The organism is Lentzea sp. NPDC051208 (assembly GCF_040682435.1).
Taxonomy (GTDB): domain Bacteria; phylum Actinomycetota; class Actinomycetes; order Mycobacteriales; family Pseudonocardiaceae; genus Lentzea; species Lentzea kristufekii.
The window spans coordinates 12726-30269 of the sequence record NZ_JBFBAW010000001.1; the positions used below are offsets into that span (position 1 = coordinate 12726).

The window sequence follows — 17544 nt, forward strand, 5'->3', positions numbered from 1 at the left end:
GTCCGTCACGTCCGTCACCTCTCCTTAGCCTGGGAGCCGAGTTCGATCAGGTGCCTGCCGGGGGCGAGCGTCAGCGTCTGCTCGCGGGTCTGTCCCGAGCGGTCGCGCCAGTTGAGCCGCACCTCGACGGGCCCGCCGGTCTTGCCGAGTCCGATGTGGACCTCGTGGCCGCGTTTGCCGGAGTGCCCGCCACCGCCGTCGACGTGGCCGATGAACGTGCGTCCCTCCTTGGTGGTCGCGGTGACCTGGGTGCCGACCGCGGGCGATCCGCCCTCGTGGCACAGCCGCAACGTGAGACCGCTGCCCTGCGACGGGCCGGAGTTGCGGTAGAACACCGGTTCCGCCCACTGCCGTGCCACGGCGAAGTCGAGCTTGCCGTCGCCGTCCGCGTCGCCCGTCGCGATGCCGCGGGTGGGCACCGGGACGGCGAGGCCGAGCTGGTCGGCGATGTCGACGTACCGGTCGCCGTCCTTCACGTAGAACGCGAGCCGGTGGTTGCCCCCGACGTCGTCGCCGACCGTGACGCGCGGCCAGGAGACGGGGTGGCGCAGCGCGAGGTCGTTGGCCGTGGCCAGCTCCTGCAGCTGGGGCCACCGGTTGACCTGGCCGCGGACGAAGCCGGTCGCCTGGGCGATCGCGGGTTCGCCGGAGTTGGCGAAGTCGGCGATCTTGACGTCCCAGCCCCAGCCCGACCACGCGGTGCCGGCCGGCGCGCTCACGTCCTCCCACGGCGCCTCGTTGTTCGCGAGCTTGGCGCGCAGCACGTTCCGGTCGCCGGTCTGCGACAGGAACTGGAAGTTGCTCTCCTGGATGCCGTACGACGTGGTGATGTTGCTGACGAACATGTCGTAGACGCCGTCCTGGTTGAGGTCGCCGAAGTCGACCCCCATGCCCTTGAACGAGTCGTGGCCGACGACCTTCGACTTCGGGGTGAGCGCGGTGCGCACGCCGTGCACCAGTGCCAGCTCGATGCGGCCCGGCGTGGACCTGTTGTGGTACATGCGATCCGGGCCGAAGTCGTTGGCCAGGTAGAGCTCGGGCAGCAGGTCTCCGTCGAGGTCTGCGGCCGCGGCGCCGAGTTCCCAGCCCTTGGAGGCGTCCAGGCCCTGCACGCCGTCCTGGACCTCGTAGCGGGGCACGCCCGCCGACGTGGAGTTCCAGCGCAGGAAGTAGTTCTCGCCACCGTTGTAGGCGGCTGACATCGAGTCGTTCATCTCGACCCCGCCGCTGACGGAGGGATCGAGCACGGGGCCGTGCGGGAAGTAGTTGCCGATGAAGATGTCGTCGTGGCCGTCACCGTCGAAGTCGGCGACCGCGGCGGCGTTGGTGTTCCACTGCGGACCGGTGTAGCGGCCGGACGTGGCGTTCGCACCGGGCACCAGTTCGGTGGCGGTGTAGGAGCCGGCGGTGAGCTTGTCCTGGCCGTCCCCGGCGATGTGCGCGATCGGGGTGCGGCCCCACATGTAGACCAGCAGGTCCATGCGGCCGTCCTCGTTGAAGTCGCCGGGCACGCAGCCCATCGGCGCCATCACGTCGTTCATCGGCAGGGTGCCCGGTGAGAGCGCGAACGCCTCGTAGCGCTCCTCCTTCGCGCCCGGCGCCGGCGTCACGACGACCTGGTCGATCCGCGGGTCGACGACGCACAGGTCGTTGTCGAGGCCGTCGCCGTCGAGGTCGTTCATCGCGATCGCCGCACCGACCGAGGAGATCCAGGCGTCGATGTGCTGGTAGTCCTTGTTGACCTTGCGGATCGTCTGCTGGTCGAACCCGCCGGGGAGCGAGATCGACATCGGGGTGAAGCCGTAGCCGCTCGCCACGTCGCGCTTCTCCGCCTGCGACGCAGCGGGCAGCCGGGCCATCAGGAAGGTCACCATCACGAGAACGAGCGCCAGGATTCCCGGCAGCTGTTTGCGGGTCCAGCTCACTGCTCCACACCTCCTGAGTGGACGTACTGATCGGCGAAGCCGCGCCGCCACAGCTCGTAGGCGGGCACGTCGTCCCGTCCAGGCCCGGCCGGCTTGAGTGCGCGGACCCGGTGCACGGCCTCGTCCGCGCCGGTGCCGCACAAGATGTCGGTGGCGACGTGCGTGTGGTCGACGGTCAGACCGGCGAGGGCGCGGGCTTCCGCGGCGAACGCGCTGCCCTGGGCGACCACCGCGCGGTGACGTCCCGCGTGCTCGGCGAACCAGCGCAGTTCCTCGGGTCCCGCACCGCCCGCGTAGGTCGCGGCGAGGCCCGCACCCGCGTACAGGTCGGCCCGGCGCGTGTCGGGGAAGCCATCGATCAGCTCGGCGACCTGGGCGGCGTCCGCTCCTGCGACGAACCAGAGCGCACGCCCGATGCCCTGGTCGATCGCGCGGTTCGCGTACCAGGCCGGGCCGCTGAACGGCCACGGGAAGTCAGGTTCGCGGTAGTGCCGGTGCACGTACTTCTCCGTGTGGAAGTACGCCTGGTGGAAGCCGTAGCCGTCCATCAGGAGCCACTGCAGCAGCTCGTCGTCCACCGCGAGCTTCGGCCAGCGGAACCTCGGCACGCGGGCCATCGCCCAGCCGACCCCGACGTAGACCATGTAGACGTGCTTCCCGCCGGCTCCCGCGAGGAACTCCGCCACCCGGCCACCGCCGCCGAACGGCAGCGCGTCGAGCGTGGCGAACCCCATGCCCGCGCCCTCGTAGGCGAAGCCGCGGAACTGTGGAGGCACGGTGTCGAGGAGCCGCTCCGCCTCCGCGGGTGCGCGCGCCTCGACAGCGGTCGCGAACCCGAAGAGGAAGTTCCGGCCGATGCTTTCCAGCAGTTCCTTCGAGGCTTCGTTCTTGTGGTGAAATCCACGTACTGCGAGCGTGGCCTCCGAACTCCTCGGCGTCAGCAATCGACGCCGCAAAGCGCGCAATCCCGCTTTGGTCACGATGCACTCTCCCCAACCGGACATATTCCCGACATCATTCTTTGCGTCACCGCAGCGGGATGACATCTTCCAGCATGCTCGAACACGCCTGCTTTTCTCACGCAGTGAAATGCGCTTTGATGCGACTGCGCCAGAGTTCGTATTCCGGCTCTTTCCCCGTCTCGCCGGTGGGCACGGAGGCGGTCTCGACGACGGCGACCGCGGCGGCCGGGCTCAGGTCGCTCAACGCGTGGACCGCCTGTCCGGCGCGGTCGTCGACGCAGCCGGCCGCCGCCTTGGCCATGATCGCGAGGCTCGCGCCGAGCGCCAGCTCCGGCCGCTGGTCGCCGGCCTCGGCGCGCAGCCACGCCAGGTCGTCCGGTTCGGCGCCGCCCGCGAACGTGGCGGCGAGCCCGACGCCGCTCCACAGGTCGGGCTGCCGGTGGCCGGCGAACGCCCGCACGGCGGCCGCGACGGCCTTCACGTCGGCGCCGTGGATGAACCACAGGGCGCGGCCCAGCCCCTGGTCGAAGGCCCGCGGGAAGTACGAGGGCGTGCCCTGCCACGGGAAGGGCCTGGGTGGTTCCTGCTCGGCGACCCAGCGCTTCGGGTGGAAGTAGGCGCGGTCGAAGCCGTAGCCGTCGACCGCGAGCCAGGTGATCGCCGGGTGGTAGCGCACGCCGTCGAGATCGGGCACCACCTTGCGCCACAGCGGCCGGGGCAGCCGGGCCATGGCGAACCCGATGCCGATGTAGGCGAGGAAGAGGTGTGGCAGGCCGGGGCCGCGCAACAGGTCACGGGTGCGCTTGCGGCCGTCCATCGCGTCCAGGACGGTGCACGCCATGGTCGCGCCCTCGTAGGCGAACCCGCGCAGGCCGGGCGCGACGAGCGACAACCTGCGCTCCAGCTCCCACAGGCTCCGGCAGTCGATTCCCCATTCGAATCCCGCGATCACGGTCTGCGGGATCTGCTCGAGCGCTCTGGTCGTTTCCGATTCAGGAACAGAGAATCCGCGAGCGGAGAACGTGACGTCCGCGAGTTTCGGAGTGAACACGAGTCTTCTGATGGAACCGAGCACCGTCGACATCAGCGCTCCTTTTGTCGGCTCCCTCCATCTTCGACCGAACCTGTGGCAATTTGCATCTTTCCAATTGCGGTGCAGTCAGTCGTTCTCGGCCATGAGCTCGTGGCCGAGTCTGCGGGCAGCGGTGAGCGCCACCGTGCCCAGCACCACGGACACCAGCAGCCGTTCCGCGCATTCACGCGTCGCACCGGCGCCACGCGCCTGGTCCGCCTCCGCCCGCGCGACCGTCGCCCCCGCCCTCAGGTAGGCCTCCAGCAGCGCGTCGTCCGGTGCGTGTCCCGCCAGTTCCAGGCCCGCCAGCACGCCGGCCAGCTCGGTCGCGGCGGCGTTGTCGCCCGCGACGCTCCGGCCGTCCCGGGCCAGCACCTCGTCGATGCGGTCACGCCACTTCGCCCGCGCTTCCCCGGTGGCGTCGGGCGGGGCGTCGCGGGAGATGGTGGCGAGCACGTCGGGCACGTTCCTGCCGCCGGGGCGGCCGACGAGCTCCGCGACCGCGGCGACCGACAGGCCACCGCGGTCGATGAGAGCGCGCACGACGCGGAGCCTGCGCACGTGGCTTTCGTCGTAGCGCATCTGGTTCGGCCCGGTCCGCTGTCCCGCGTGCAGCAGACCGGATCGCAGGTAGAACTTGATCGTCGGGATGCTGACCTGCGCGAGCCTGCTCAGCCCCGCGATCCGCAGGCCCGCGTCGCTCACGCCCATGGCGCCGTCGGGTACCACGGGATCAGCTCGCGCCGGGCGAGCAGCCGCACGTCCCAGTACAGGAAGGTGAAGACGCCCATGGTGATCAGCGCGACGCCCGTGATCACCGCGAGCCGCACCGGCTTCTCCGTCAGCCAGCGCCGGGCCCCGGTGCCGAGGAACGCCGCCGTCGCGACGAGCGCCAGCGCGAGCACCGCGATGTTGCCGAGCGACTGCAGGCAGAACGCGGCGGCGCCGTAGAGCGGGTTGCCGCTCTCCGCCGCGTCGCGGAACAGCTTCCGGAACAGGCCGAACGGGCGGCCGATCAGGAACCCGCCGATGAGCACGCCCATGAACACCATGGGCGCGTTGGGAAAGCGCTTCGCGATGCCGGCGAACGGGTCGCGCACCACGCCCAGCGCGGCCAGACCGAGGTAGGTCATCACCACGCCGATCACGCCGAACACGATCAGCGACTGCACGCTGCGGCCGTTCAGCGTGCCCGCGACGGCCTGCGCGGTCGAGAACTGGGGCATCGAGGTGCCCACGAGTCCGACGATCACGCCGTAGACCGCCGACACCGAGAGCATGCCGGCGGACAGCCACACCAACGGCTTCAGCGCGCCGCGGATCCGTTCGGACCGGCTGCTCGAACCGCCCAGCATCGGTGCCATCGCACCGAACGCCGCGATGTTGCACGCGGTGAAAGTGCCCGCGAGACCCGTGACGAACGCGAACGCGATGCCGGCGGCGACACCCGCGATCGGCGTGGCCTTGGCGTCCTGGCCGAGCAACGTGTTCGCGACGTTGTCCCCGATCGTCGAGTCCACGAAGTGCGCCGACCACACGACCGTCAGCCCGAAGCCCGCGAGCGCGCTCAGCAGGACGATCAGACCGGGCCTGCGTGGGAAGTGGCCGTTGACGAACGCGGACGTGGCGATGGGCCGCGCCTTGGTGAGCGCGGGTTTGTCCGTCGACATGGGTGTGCTCCTCCGCCGCCTGCATTGGTCCACAAAGGACAGGCGCTGTTGCGCCCATCACAGGATGAGTCGGGGTGGCGTCGATCGCTTATCCCAGAGTGCGGGGTTGCGCCGGGGCGGACATCGCACTCTGGGATAAGCACCCCGGCTGCGGCGAAGGCAGGCTGGTGATCGTCGTCGCGGCGAACGGGGTGCTGATGCTGGTGAGCGTGACCGGAGGGACGGGTTTCGTCGGATCGCACTCGGTCGCGGCTTTCGTCGCGGCAGGGCACCGGGTCCGGCTGCTCGCGAGGAACCCGCAAGTCGTGCCGGAGGTGCTGCGCCCGCTGGGAGTCGATCCCGCCGCCGTCGAGGTGGTCGCCGGTGCCGCGACGGACGCCGGCAGGGTCGCGGAGCTGGTGCGCGGTGCGGACGCGGTGCTGCACGCCGCGGCCGTCTATTCGTTCGACCCGCGCAGGCGCCAGGAGATGCGGCGCACCAACGTGATCGCCACCGAGACCGTGCTGGGGGCGGCGCGGCGAGCGGGGGCCGGACGGATCGTCCACGTGTCGAGCTTCGTGGCACTCGGCGGCTCGACGCTCGACGAGAACTCCGCCGTGGCGAAGTCTTCCGAGGCGTACACGGCGTCCAAGGCCGCGGCGGAGATCATCGCGCGCGACCACGACGCCGTGATCAGCTACCCGCCCGCGTTGCTCGGGCCGCACGACCCGCGGCTGGGTGACCAGACCGCACGGCTGCGGGCGACGTTGCGAGGGCTCATGCCGATCTGGCCGACCGGTGGCTTCCCGCTGGGTGATGTCCGTGACACGGCGGCGATGCACGCCCGTCTGCTCACAGGCGGCCCGCAGCGGTGCTTCGGACCGGGGCGGTTCGTCTCGACGCGCGAGTACCTGCGGACGTTGCGCGAGGTGACTGGGCGCCGGTTGCCCGCCGTGTTCCTGCCCGCCGCGGCCCTGGCGCCGGTGGGACTGGCCGCCGACGCGCTGCAGCGGGTGTGGCCGTGGCCCGTACCGGTGCAGGGCGGCGCGATCCGCACGTGCCGGAACGCTCAGCGCTTCGTCTCGTCCGAACTGGCCCGGCCGCTGGCGGAGACCATGGCCGACACCGTTCGCTGGCTGGCGGGGAGGACGGCGTGACCGACCTGTCGGAACGTGCGCTCCGGCCGATCGACCTCGTGCCGGTCGCGGTACCCCGCCCCGCGCCGGCACCGGAGTCGCGCTCGATGAAGTCCGTGCTGGACGAGTCCGACCGGCTGCGGGCACGCGTCCTCGCCGGCGACGAGAACGCCGTCGCCCGTCAGCACGCGCTCGGCAAGCACACCGCCCGCGAACGGCTCGACCTGCTGCTCGACCCCGGCTCGTTCACGGAGATCGACCTGTACCGGCGGCACCAGGCGCGGGGCATGAAGATCTCCGAGAACCGGCCGCACACGGACGGGGTGGTCGCGGGTTCCGGCACCATCGACGGACGCCGGGTCTTCGTGTACGCGCAGGACTTCTCGGTGTTCGGCGGGTCGCTCGGCGAGGCGCACGCGTCGAAGATCCACAAGGTGATGGACCTGGCGATCTCCGCCGGGTGCCCGTTGATCGGCCTGAACGACAGCGGCGGCGCCCGCATCCAGGAGGGCGTCATGGCCCTCAACGCCTACGGCGGGATCTTCCGCCGGCACGTGGCGGCCTCCGGGATCATCCCGCAGATCAGCGTAGTGATCGGCCCCTGCGCGGGCGGCGCCGCCTACTCCCCCGCGCTGACCGACTTCACGTTCATGGTGCGCGGCACGGCGAAGATGTACCTGACCGGACCCGACGTCGTCGCCGCCGTGAACGGCGAAGTGGTGACGCACGAGGAACTCGGCGGCGCGGACGTGCACGGCAGCCAGTCAGGCGTCGCGACGTTCGTGCACGACGACGAGGAGACCTGCCTCGCAGACGTGCGATACCTCGTGTCCTTGTTGCCCGCCAACAATCTCGACGGTCCTCCCTGCGACGAACCGGCCGGTGCGACCACGGACGAACGGCCGCGTCTGGCCCAGCTCGTGCCGGTCGAACCGAACAAGCCGTACGACATGCGCTCGGTCATCGCCGAGGTCGTCGACGACGGCGAGTTCATCGAGGTGCACGAACACTGGGCGGGCAACGTGATCTGCGCGCTGGGCCGCGTCGACGGCCGGACGGTGGGCCTGGTGGGCAACCAGCCGCTGGTGCTCGCGGGCGTCCTCGACTCGGCGGCGGCGCAGAAGGCGGCGCGGTTCGTGCGGTTCTGCGACGCCTTCAACATCCCGCTGGTCACACTGGTCGACGTGCCCGGCTTCCTGCCCGGCACCGCACAGGAGCAGGGAGGCGCGATCCGGCACGGCGCGAAGCTGCTGTACGCCTACTGCGAAGCCACCGTGCCCCGCATCCAGGTCATCATCCGCAAGGCGTACGGCGGTGCGTACATCGTGATGGACTCCCGTTCGATCGGCTCGGACCTCTCCCTGGCCTGGCCCACCAACGAGATCGCGGTCATGGGGGCCGAAGGCGCGGTGAACGTGTTGTTCCGCAAGGAGCTCACCGCCGCGGCCGACCCGCTGACCTTGCGCGCCGAACTGATCGCCGAGTACACGGAGCAACTCATGCACCCGTACTACGCCGCCGAACGCGGCCTGGTGGACGACGTGATCGACCCCGCGCAGACGCGGGCGGCGATCGCCCGCGGCCTCGAGATGCTGAACACGAAACGCGCCTCCGCCCCGGCGCGCAAGCACGGGAACGTGCCCCTGTGACCGCGCCCGACCACCTGCTGTACCGGCGGGTCCGGCTCGACATCGGCCTGCTGGCGACGCCGCGGGTGGCTGACGCACCGGTACCCGCGTGTCCGGAGTGGACGGTCACGGACCTGGTGGCGCACCTGCTCGAGGTGGCGGGGAACGTGGCGGCACGGCTGGGATCGCCGGTCGGCACGGCACTGCCCCGGCAACCCGGCGTCGAACTCGGCCTGCGGGAGTGGGACCGCGTCTCCCACGTCCTCGAGCCGCTCGTCGAGCTGGAGGGCCCGCGCTCGGCCGGCCGCATGGTGATGGACGCGTTCACCCACCTGCTGGACCTCCACGCCGCCCTGGACGTCCCGGCCGACCCCGATCACCCCGCCTACCGCAGCACGCTGGACCTGCTCGCCGGCGGCTTCTCCGCCTCCGTGCGGGCACACCACCTGCCGGCGTTGCGGATCGAGAGCCCGACGACGTCCTGGACGACGGGGGACGGGCCGGTGGTCCGCACTCTACGAGCCGACAACCACGACCTGCACCGCAGCCTCGCGGGCAGACGTTCCCACGCGGAGATCGCCGCTCTCGACTGGGACGGCCCGCCCGGACCGTGGCTGCAGGCCTTCACCTGGGGACCGTTCATCCCGCCTGCTGACTGAGCTCCCGCTCGGCCCGGCGCCGCGACGCCCGCACCGACCGGGCAGCCAGTTCCGGCCGATCCCCCGCTCCCACCATCAACGCGACGAGCTGAGGATCGAACAACGCCTCACCGTCGAGCGGTGCCGCCAGGTACCCGCCCAGTTCCAGGGTCACCAGTCCGTGGGTCGCGATCCACATCTGGTGGGCGACGTGCGCGACGTCGGCTTCCCCGAAGCGGCCCGCCGCGACGCAGTTCGCCACGCACTCGACGACGCCCGTCAGGGTGTACCGGCCGTGCTGGCGGTCCTCGTCCGTCAGCGAGAACCCGCTGAGCGACGCACCGCCGAACATCACGCTGTACAGGTGCGGGTTCGCCAGCGCGTTCAACCGGTACGCGCGGCCGAGCAACGCCAGGTCCGAAACCGGGTCGGACGTCGGGCGCACCGCGGTGAGGTGCTTCTGCAGCCGCTGGAAACCCTCGTGCACGATTTCCCGGACCAGGCCGCTCATGCCGCCGAAGTAGGTGTAGACGGCCATCGTCGAGGTGCCGGCCTCCGCCGCGATGCGACGTGTCGAAAGAGCCTGGGGCCCCTCGGTGGCGAGCAACGCGGCGGCGATCTCGATCAGGGCGGTGTGCGTGCGCGGGTCCGTTCGACGTGGGCTCACCTTTGACATTGTTGCATAACAGCGATATGTTTAGGACAACACTGTTATGCAATGGTCGGAGGTGCGACCGTGGAAGCACTGCTCGTCGAAGGCTCGTTGCCCGCGAACCTGCGCGGCCGGTTCCTGCAGTCCATCCCCCACCCGGCACACGGCGCCGATCCCGTCTCCATCACCGGTGTCCGCCTCTCCGACGGCACAGCGGCCTGGCACCGCGCCCGCACCGACCACTCACTGCTGGGCACCGTGCCGAGCCTCGCCCCGGCGGTGCGCGACGGCCTGCGCATCGCCCGCCCGGTGCTGGATCCGCGCACCGGCGAGTGGCACACGATCGCGACCAGGCCAGGCTCCCCCCTGGCCGAGCACGTGACGATGAGCGCCTCGGGCGCGGTGCGCCGCGGCCGTTGTTTCGTGCTCAGCGGCCCCACGCGCATCGACACCGTCGCCCTGACCCCTGACCACGTGGTCGTCTTCGACGTCTCCGTGGTGCACGACCGCGCAGCGGAACTCGTCGGCCTGCGCACCCCCTTCTCCTGGCGATCGGCCAAGCAGGCTCGGATCGGCCTCCTGCCACGACGTTCCCGCGGCAATCCCCTGTGGTTCCCGGTCTCACCGTGCTTCGTGCCGGACGCGGTCAACGCCTTCGAGAACAGCCAGGAGGTGGTGGTCGACGCACTGCGGCAGACCTCGCCCGACGGACCGCGTGAGCTGACCCGCTGGACCCTCGACCTCGGCACGGGCGAGGCGGACGAAGAGTTCCTCACCTACGCGGAATCCGCCATCGCGCGCGCTGAGGGCCACGGACGGCGGCATCACGAGATCTACGGAACCGTTGGCACCACGGTGTTCCGGTACGGCGACGGCGCCTACTCGTTCGGCGCCGGTCATCGCCTCGGCCAGCCCGCACTCGCCGGCGAGTGGCTCGTGATCCCGGTGCGTCACGGCGCTTCGAGCGACCTGGCCGTCTTCGACGCTGCCGACCTCGCCGCCGGCCCTCATTCCGTCGTCCGGTTGCCCGTCACCGTGCCGGTGGCCACCCGCACCACGTGGCAACCTCTCACCCACCCGGTCCGGTGAGACCGGGAACACTCAGGGCACGGCAACGCCTCGAGCACCGTCGCCACTGATCGCTGCGGACCCGGCATCGACTCCGGCGCGTCATCCGGAGATGGGCGATGATGCACGAGACGCGCGCGGTACATCCACACCGCCACGGCCCCGTTCCACCGCGGAGGTGCCGCATGCCGGTCGACGTCCGGCCCGAGGTGCTCGTCCGCCGGTCGCGCTCCGACGTCGCCGCGTTCATGTTCGACCCGGCCAACGATCTCCAGTGGACCGGCGGGATCACCTCCAGCCGGCCCGCGCGGCCCGGACCGCTCGTGAAGGGCGCGACCGTGGAACGCACGGCCCGGTTCCTGGGACGTGAGTTCGTCTACGGCTACGTCGTGACCGAACACGATCCGGACCGGCTGGTCGAGTTGAAGGTGGACCGGCCGTTCCCGATGACAGTGCGCTACGAACTGACGGAGGCACCAGCCGGCACGGTTGTCGCGATACGTGCCAGTGGCGCGCCGGGCAGGTTCTTCGGCTGGGCCACGCCGTTCATGGCGCGGCAGGTGCGCAAGAGCATCACCGCCGACCTCGAGCGGTTGCGCGCCTGCCTGGAGTCGTGAGGAGCAGGTCTCCCGGTTGCGGGCCGGCGACGGAAGCCGGTTCCCGCCGAATGGGTGCGCGATTACCGGGCAGTTACCGCCGCAGGCGGAGGAGTGGGGCGTCGGTGGGTGCGTCGCCCTATTCTGGATTTATGATCTGCCCAAAATGCCAACACGCCATGCACACCTTCGACCGGAACGGGATTCACCTCGAGCAGTGCGAGAACTGCCGGGGAATCTACCTCGACAACGGCGAGTTGGAGCAGATCCTGCTGTCCTACCGCACCCATCTGCAGTCGGCTGAGTTCCGTCAGACCTCCTCTCCCCTGCAGGCCCCACCGCCGTACCAGCCTGCGCCGATGTCGGCGCCGCACCACCCGGCACCGCCGTCCCACAAGAAGAAGGACGACTTCTGGGGCGACGACGATGACGACTTCTTCGGCGACGGCAGGGACTCTCGCGGGAAGAAGAAGAAAAAGGACAAGTGGGGATTTCTCGACGAAATCTTCGGCTGAGTTCCTTCCCGCAGGTTCCTGCAGAAGCGCCGCAAAGCTCAAGTGGCGCGCGATCGCGCGCCTTGGACCGAAACAACTTCGGAGTTGCAGATGTGTCGAGCCGAGCGACGCAAAAGAGCGCGCGGGCACCACACGCGCGTTCGGACCTCTTGCCGCAGCCGTGTCGCGATGGTCGTCGCATGAACAGCCGGGCGGCGGGATACGCGACGATCTTCGTGTCGTGCCTCGCGCAGCTGATCGTCACGGTGGACATGACCGTGCTGTACCTGGCGGTGCCCGAGCTGACCGTTCAGCTCGGTGCTTCCAGCGTGTCGATGCTGTGGATCGTGGACATCTACGGGTTCACGATGGCAGGCCTTCTGGTCACCATGGGCAACCTGGGCGACCGGGTGGGGCGACGAAGGATGCTGGTGTGCGGTGTCATCGCGTTCGCGGTGGCGTCCGTGCTGACGGCGTACGCGCCGACCGCTGAACTGCTGATCATCGCGCGGGCTTTGCTGGGCGTGGCAGGGGCGGCGATATTGCCCGCGACGACGTCCCTGTTGCGAGTCGTGTTCACCACGCAACGGGCTCGCACGGCCGCGGTGGGCGCCAGCGCGGGCGTTTCCGCGGCGGGCTTCGCGGTCGGGCCGATCCTCGGCGGCGTTCTGCTGAACGAGTTCTGGTGGGGTTCGGTGTTCCTGGTGAACGTCCCGATCGCCCTGTTGATCCTCGCCGCGGCCAAGTTCATACCGGAGTCGCGCGCGCCGCATCGGCTGCGACTGGATCTCGCCAGCGTGCTGCTGTCCGTGATCGGCGTGGTCTCGGTGGTCTACACGATCAAGTCCATCTTCCACGTGGGTCTGTGGCAACCGGACGTGCTGAGCGCTCTGCTCCTGGGCGTTCTCACGCTGGGACTGTTCGCGCGGCGCCAGCTGCGGCTGCCCGTTCCGCTGATCGACCTGCGGCTGTTCCGCAGCCGCGAGTTCACCGCGTCCGTGGGATCGAACCTGGTCGCGGTGTTCACCCTGTCCGCGTTCGGTTTCATCATCAGCCAGTACTTCCAGCTGGTCCTCGAATGGACACCGCTGAAGGCAGGACTCGCCTACGTACCGGGAGCGCTGGCGGCCGTGGTGGCGGGCGGCCTGCTCGCCGCGACGGCGATCAACAGGCTCGGCCGCGGCAACGCGGTGGCACTGGGGCTGGTTCTCGCCGCGATCGGTTTCGGCATGCTCGGCACCGTCCAGGCGTCCTCGCCGTACACCTTGGTCGTCGTCGCGCAGATCGCGGTCGGTGCGGGCGCGGGTCTCACCCTGACGGTCACCGGTGACACGATCCTCGGCACCGTTCCCCGAGATCGCGCCGGAGCGGCCGCCGCGATCTCGGTGACCGCGTACGAGCTCGGCGGTTCGCTCGGGATCGCCATCGTCGGAAGCGTCATCTCCGGGATCTACCGAGCGCAGCTCGTCCTACCTCAGGGTGTTCCGCAGGCGGTCGCCGAGCGAGTCCAGGAGTCGTTCAGCGCGGCCGTCGCCTCCGGCCTGCCGGAGCCGGCCGCCACAGCCGTCCAGGCGGCCGCGACCGAGGCGTACCTCGGCGGCATCCGGACGAGCATGATCTTCAGCGCCGCCATCACGGTTCTGCTCGCTCTCGTCGTCGCGAGGTTCCTGCGCGGAGTCCCCAAGGTCATCGAACAGGAAACAGCGCGCGAACAGGACTCCCCGCTCGGCACCTGAGCAGTCCGGGCCACGAAGGAAACCATGCCGAAAGTAGTGATCCCAGCAGAGCGGCGGAAAGCCGTCGGCGATGCGGTGGTTCGGATCATGATCCGAACCGGTGTCGAAGGCGCGTCCCTGCGCAACCTCGCGGACGAGACCGGACTCTCCGTCGGAGCCATCCGGCACTACTTCGAGAGCCACGACGAGCTGGTGGTCTTCACGATGCGCGAGGTCGGCCTGCGCATCAGGCAGCGAGCGGCCACCCGCTTCGGCCGACTGCCCGCCGACGGTCTCAGCAGCGCTGTGCTGGTCGCGGAACTGCTGGCCGAGCTTCTTCCGCTGGACCGGGCGCGCCGCGAGGACATGGCCGTCTGGCTGGCCTTCATCGGTGTCGCGCGGACGAAGCCCTCACTCCACGAGGTCGCGGCGGAACACCACGAGCACACGCGCCGCTTGATCAGCAGAATCCTCGACCGGGCCGTCGACCGCGGTGGACTGCCCGCGGAGCTGGATCTCGGCATCGAGTGCTTCCGGCTGAGCGCGCTGTTGGAGGGACTCACCATGCAGGCGGTCCTGCACCCGCAGCGCTCGACGCCGGATCTCCTGATGGACGTCCTGCGACGGAACGTGCACTCGCTGACGCAAAGCTGAACGCCGGGCCGCGTGGGGGTGGGACGCGGCCCGGCGTTCAGGGTTTCGCCGGGTCATCCAGCCCGGCGGTCGGTGAGGTCGAGTCCCAGCCGGCCGAGCCATGCCCGCGCCCGTTCCTGCTTCGACGCCCGCTCGGCACGGGGGATCTGCTCGGCGACGACGTCGCGGACGAGCAGGTGCCGGAACCCGTACTCGATCTCGCCGGTCTCGCTGTTGCGGCCCTGACGGCGCAGGAAGTCCCGCTGTTCCAGCAACTCCAGCGCCTTGGCGACCTCGAAGGCGTCGCGTTGACCCGTCGCGGCCACCGAGCTGGGTGACACGAGGCCACCGGTGAGTGCGGCGTCCTGCAGAACCGCCTTCACCTCGATCGGCAGCGAGTCGAGCTGAGCGGTCAGCACCCCTCGCACCGAGGACGGCACCGGCAGCGAGATCTCGTTCTGCGGCCACGACGTGCGCGGGTCTGCCACCATGCCGGCGTATTCGGTGGCGAACAGCGGGTTGCCACTGGCGCACGACACGAGCGTCTGCCACAGCTCGGACGGCAACTCCCGTGCCTGCAGCAGTGAGTTCAGCAGTTGACGAGTTCCGTTGTGGGACAACGGTTCCAGGCTGATCGTGGTCGCGTTGCGCTTGCCGCCGAACCACGAGGGCCGGCGCTGCAGCAACTCCGGTCGCGCGGTCGCGATCACCAGCAACGGCACGGAACCGGCGTTTTCGCTCAACTCCTCCACGAAGTCGAGCACCACGTCGTTCGCCCAGTGCACGTCCTCCAGCAGCACGATCAGTGGTTCGGATTCCGCGACCTCCTCCAGGAACCGCCGCCACGCCGGGAAGTCCGGCCGCACCTCGGTGCCGGGATCGTCCAGCCAGGCCAGGCTCGCGTGCAGCCGGTCGGCGAGTTCACCGACACCGACCAGCCTCACGAGGTCGGCGTGCAGGGTCGGGAAGGAGGAGAACCCGCTCACGACGTCGGCCAGCGGCCCGTAGCCGTGGTCGTCGCCGAAAGCCGTCGCGGTGCCACGAAAAGCCGGCGTGCTCGAGGTGGCGAGTTCGTTGACGAGCCGCGTCTTGCCCATGCCGGCCTCGCCGAGCACGGTCACGAAGTGCGGGCGGCGACGCGTGCGGACCTCGTCGAGAAGCCCTTGCAGCACCAGCAACTCGCGCTCGCGTTCCACGAACGGCACGGCGGCCTGCGGGCGGCGGGTCGCACCACGCGGTGACACGCACGAGATCGCCTGCCAGCCTCCCGCCGGGGCGCTGTCGTCCTCCCAGATCACGGAGTCGGCGGCGTCACGGGTCGAGTCGCACGCACGCACCGCACCCAGTGGTGCCGACGCCATCAGCTGACGGCACTGGTCGAGCAGGACACCACTGGCGGTGGGTACGCCCGTCGACGGCAGCCGCACGAGAGCGTTGCCGGTCGCCACGCCGATCTGCACCCCGGCAACGGCATCCAGCCGGCCGCGGATGGCGACGGAAGCACGAACGGCGCGGTCAGCGTCGTCCTCGGCGGTCCTGGGCACGCCGAAGAGGGCCAGGAACACGGAGCCGACGCTGCCGCCGACGACACCACCCAGCCGGGACACTTCGGCGGAGACGACGGAAGCGACCTCCTGGTGCACCGCGTCGACGTCCTCCGGGTCACCGTCACCGGCCGCGAGACCGAGCTGGGCGGACACCATCACGACGCTCACGAGCTTCCGCTCCGCGGTCGCGAGGTCCGGCGCGTCCACGACGACCGCCGGAGCGACGGGCTCCTCGGCGGGCCGCGTGATCACGACAGGCGCGCGCACGGGATCGGGGTCCTGGCCCACGGCGAGCAGATGCCTGCGTTGCACCGACGACGGAAGATCCAGCGTGGGCGTGTGGTCGAGGATCGCGCGCTCGAGTTCTTGCAACTCGCGGCCCGGTTCGAGGCCGAGTTCCGCCACCAGTGCCGCCCTCGTGCGGCGGTAGACGCTCAGCGCGTCCACCTGCCGGCCACACCGGTACAGCGCGAGCATCAACTGGCCGCCCAGCCGTTCGCGGTACGGCTCCAGCTCGATCAACGACTCGAGCTCGCCGATGATCTCCCCGTGCCTGCCGCAGGCGAGCTCCGCCTCGAAGCAGTCCTCCTGCACCGCCAGCTTCCAGTCCTTGATGGCGGTCAGCTCCGGCCAGTTGATCCCGGTCTCGGCGAGGTCCGCCAGCACCGGTCCGCGCCACAGGCCCAGTGCACTGCGGAGCACCTTCCCGGCAGCGGTCCAGTTGCCCGCGGCGAGCTCGCCCCTCCCCTGTTCGGCCAGCTGCTGGAAGCGCGACAGGTCGAGCGAGTTCTGGTCCACGCGCAGCAGGTACCCCGGCGCGTGGGTCAGCAGCATCGGGGCCCCTTCGGGGCTACCACCATGCGACGCGAGAACGCCTCGCAGCCCTGAGACGGCGTTCTGGAGCATCTTGCGCGCCGTCGGCGGGACGTCCCGTGGCCACAACGCGTGGAGCAACTTGCTCGTGGCCACCACCCGGTTGGCCTGCAACAGCAGGAACCCCAGAGCCGCGCGCTGCTTGACGCCGCCCAGAGGCACGGGTAAGTCGCCGTCGAGAACTTCCAGTGGGCCCAGCAGGTGGAATCGCATGGTTCTGGCCTCCATCAATCGTTGTCCGGACACGGAGGAGAGGTCAGCCCCAAGGGGTGTCGCCGCGCTGCGAAGAGTCTCCGTTGATCGGAAGGCCAGAAGTCCGGATGGACCGTCCCCACGGGGTGTCGGTGAATGTGACCGCACCCCAGGGCGTGTCTCCGTCGGCGGCGATGTGAGTCCACCGTGCGTCGCACTCGACGCCATCAGTCCGCCGGGTGTCGTCGGCCTGCGCGGTGCCGGCGAGGAAGGTCATCGTCAGCACCGCCGGGACAGCGGAGAGGACGAGGGCGGCAGCGGTCGCCTTGCGGAACATGTCGGTCTCCTATTGCTTGATCGGGTCTCGGCCCGAGTCGTGATGCAGCACCTCCGTGCGGCACCTGAGAGCGAAGTTAGGAGTGCCGCCCATCGTCGTTCTATCGCGAGCCCCCATCGCGTATCAATTGGCCGCGATGGCGGCGGTCAACGAGCCGATGCGTTACCGCATAACTGACTCGCCAGTCAGCCCACCGCCGATACCGCACCGCCGGCCGCAATCCGGAGAATGCGTTGCAGCACAAGCGACAACCGAAAGGCTCGGCGATCCGAACGAACAGCCTGTGCCATGCGATCCAGCGGCGATGAGGCGTTCAGACCACTCGGTGGCGGGCCGCACAATTACCGTGCAGCCGGTCTGAGCAGCGACGAGTCCGGGTAGTGCGTGGCGAGTTAATATGCGGTGACATCTTGGCCATGATCATGTC

General features: G+C 69.9%; 16 protein-coding genes. 8 read left to right on the forward strand and 8 right to left on the reverse strand.

Annotated features, from left to right (window positions below; all coding sequences use genetic code 11):
• Positions 1-14: 14 nt before the first annotated feature.
• The 5 genes from AB0M48_RS00045 to AB0M48_RS00065 all read right to left on the reverse strand — a co-directional run bounded on the left by AB0M48_RS00045 (position 15) and on the right by AB0M48_RS00065 (position 5629).
• Entirely contained in the window at positions 15-1874 is a 1860-nt protein-coding gene (locus AB0M48_RS00045) for a VCBS repeat-containing protein (RefSeq protein WP_363835877.1), read from the reverse strand.
• 47 nt (positions 1875-1921) lie between these two features.
• Positions 1922-2905, reverse strand: a complete 984-nt coding sequence (locus tag AB0M48_RS00050; RefSeq protein ID WP_363834541.1) for a DUF1702 family protein — start codon at positions 2903-2905, stop codon at positions 1922-1924.
• 97 nt (positions 2906-3002) lie between these two features.
• Positions 3003-3971: a DUF1702 family protein gene (locus AB0M48_RS00055; RefSeq protein WP_363834543.1), complete on the reverse strand. Its 969-nt coding sequence runs from the start codon at positions 3969-3971 to the stop codon at positions 3003-3005.
• Positions 3972-4046: 75 nt separating this feature from the next.
• A complete protein-coding gene (locus AB0M48_RS00060; RefSeq protein ID WP_363834545.1) occupies positions 4047-4688 on the reverse strand; it encodes a MerR family transcriptional regulator in 642 nt (213 codons plus the stop codon).
• On the reverse strand, positions 4661-5629 hold the full coding sequence (locus AB0M48_RS00065) for a hypothetical protein (RefSeq protein ID WP_363834548.1): 969 nt from the start codon (positions 5627-5629) through the stop codon (positions 4661-4663). Before AB0M48_RS00065 ends, AB0M48_RS00060 begins: the two co-directional genes overlap by 28 nt.
• A 167-nt stretch (positions 5630-5796) precedes the next feature.
• On the opposite strand from AB0M48_RS00065, the gene AB0M48_RS00070 reads away from it, so the two are divergent.
• The 3 genes from AB0M48_RS00070 to AB0M48_RS00080 all read left to right on the forward strand — a co-directional run bounded on the left by AB0M48_RS00070 (position 5797) and on the right by AB0M48_RS00080 (position 9031).
• Entirely contained in the window at positions 5797-6765 is a 969-nt protein-coding gene (locus AB0M48_RS00070) for an NAD-dependent epimerase/dehydratase family protein (RefSeq protein ID WP_363834549.1), read from the forward strand.
• A gap of 86 nt (positions 6766-6851) precedes the next feature.
• Positions 6852-8393 (forward strand): acyl-CoA carboxylase subunit beta, encoded by a 1542-nt coding sequence (locus AB0M48_RS00075; protein ID WP_363835878.1) that lies wholly within the window; start codon positions 6852-6854, stop codon positions 8391-8393.
• Entirely contained in the window at positions 8390-9031 is a 642-nt protein-coding gene (locus tag AB0M48_RS00080; protein ID WP_363834553.1) for a maleylpyruvate isomerase N-terminal domain-containing protein, read from the forward strand. The genes AB0M48_RS00075 and AB0M48_RS00080 overlap by 4 nt, the downstream gene beginning before the upstream one ends.
• Here AB0M48_RS00080 and AB0M48_RS00085 read toward each other — a convergent pair.
• Positions 9012-9677 (reverse strand): TetR/AcrR family transcriptional regulator, encoded by a 666-nt coding sequence (locus AB0M48_RS00085; protein WP_363834555.1) that lies wholly within the window; start codon positions 9675-9677, stop codon positions 9012-9014. The genes AB0M48_RS00080 and AB0M48_RS00085 overlap by 20 nt on opposite strands.
• Positions 9678-9746: 69 nt before the next feature.
• Here AB0M48_RS00085 and AB0M48_RS00090 point away from each other — a divergent pair, with 69 nt between their 5' ends.
• The 5 genes from AB0M48_RS00090 to AB0M48_RS00110 all read left to right on the forward strand — a co-directional run bounded on the left by AB0M48_RS00090 (position 9747) and on the right by AB0M48_RS00110 (position 14189).
• On the forward strand, positions 9747-10751 hold the full coding sequence (locus tag AB0M48_RS00090) for a carotenoid oxygenase family protein (protein ID WP_363834558.1): 1005 nt from the start codon (positions 9747-9749) through the stop codon (positions 10749-10751).
• 164 nt (positions 10752-10915) lie between these two features.
• On the forward strand, positions 10916-11347 hold the full coding sequence (locus AB0M48_RS00095) for an SRPBCC family protein (RefSeq protein WP_363834560.1): 432 nt from the start codon (positions 10916-10918) through the stop codon (positions 11345-11347).
• 104 nt (positions 11348-11451) lie between these two features.
• Positions 11452-11841: a zf-TFIIB domain-containing protein gene (locus AB0M48_RS00100; RefSeq protein WP_363834562.1), complete on the forward strand. Its 390-nt coding sequence runs from the start codon at positions 11452-11454 to the stop codon at positions 11839-11841.
• 179 nt (positions 11842-12020) lie between these two features.
• Positions 12021-13556 (forward strand): MFS transporter, encoded by a 1536-nt coding sequence (locus tag AB0M48_RS00105; RefSeq protein WP_363834564.1) that lies wholly within the window; start codon positions 12021-12023, stop codon positions 13554-13556.
• Positions 13557-13580: 24 nt separating this feature from the next.
• The gene (locus AB0M48_RS00110) at positions 13581-14189 is read left to right on the forward strand and encodes a TetR/AcrR family transcriptional regulator (protein ID WP_363834567.1); all 609 of its coding nucleotides are present in this window, start codon (positions 13581-13583) and stop codon (positions 14187-14189) included.
• A gap of 53 nt (positions 14190-14242) precedes the next feature.
• On the opposite strand, the gene AB0M48_RS00115 is transcribed toward AB0M48_RS00110, so the two are convergent.
• Positions 14243-16801, reverse strand: coding sequence for a BTAD domain-containing putative transcriptional regulator (locus tag AB0M48_RS00115; protein WP_363834569.1), 2559 nt, complete (start codon positions 16799-16801; stop codon positions 14243-14245).
• Between the two features lie 43 nt (positions 16802-16844).
• A complete protein-coding gene (locus AB0M48_RS00120; RefSeq protein ID WP_363834571.1) occupies positions 16845-17117 on the reverse strand; it encodes a hypothetical protein in 273 nt (90 codons plus the stop codon).
• Between the last annotated feature and the right edge of the window lie 427 nt (positions 17118-17544).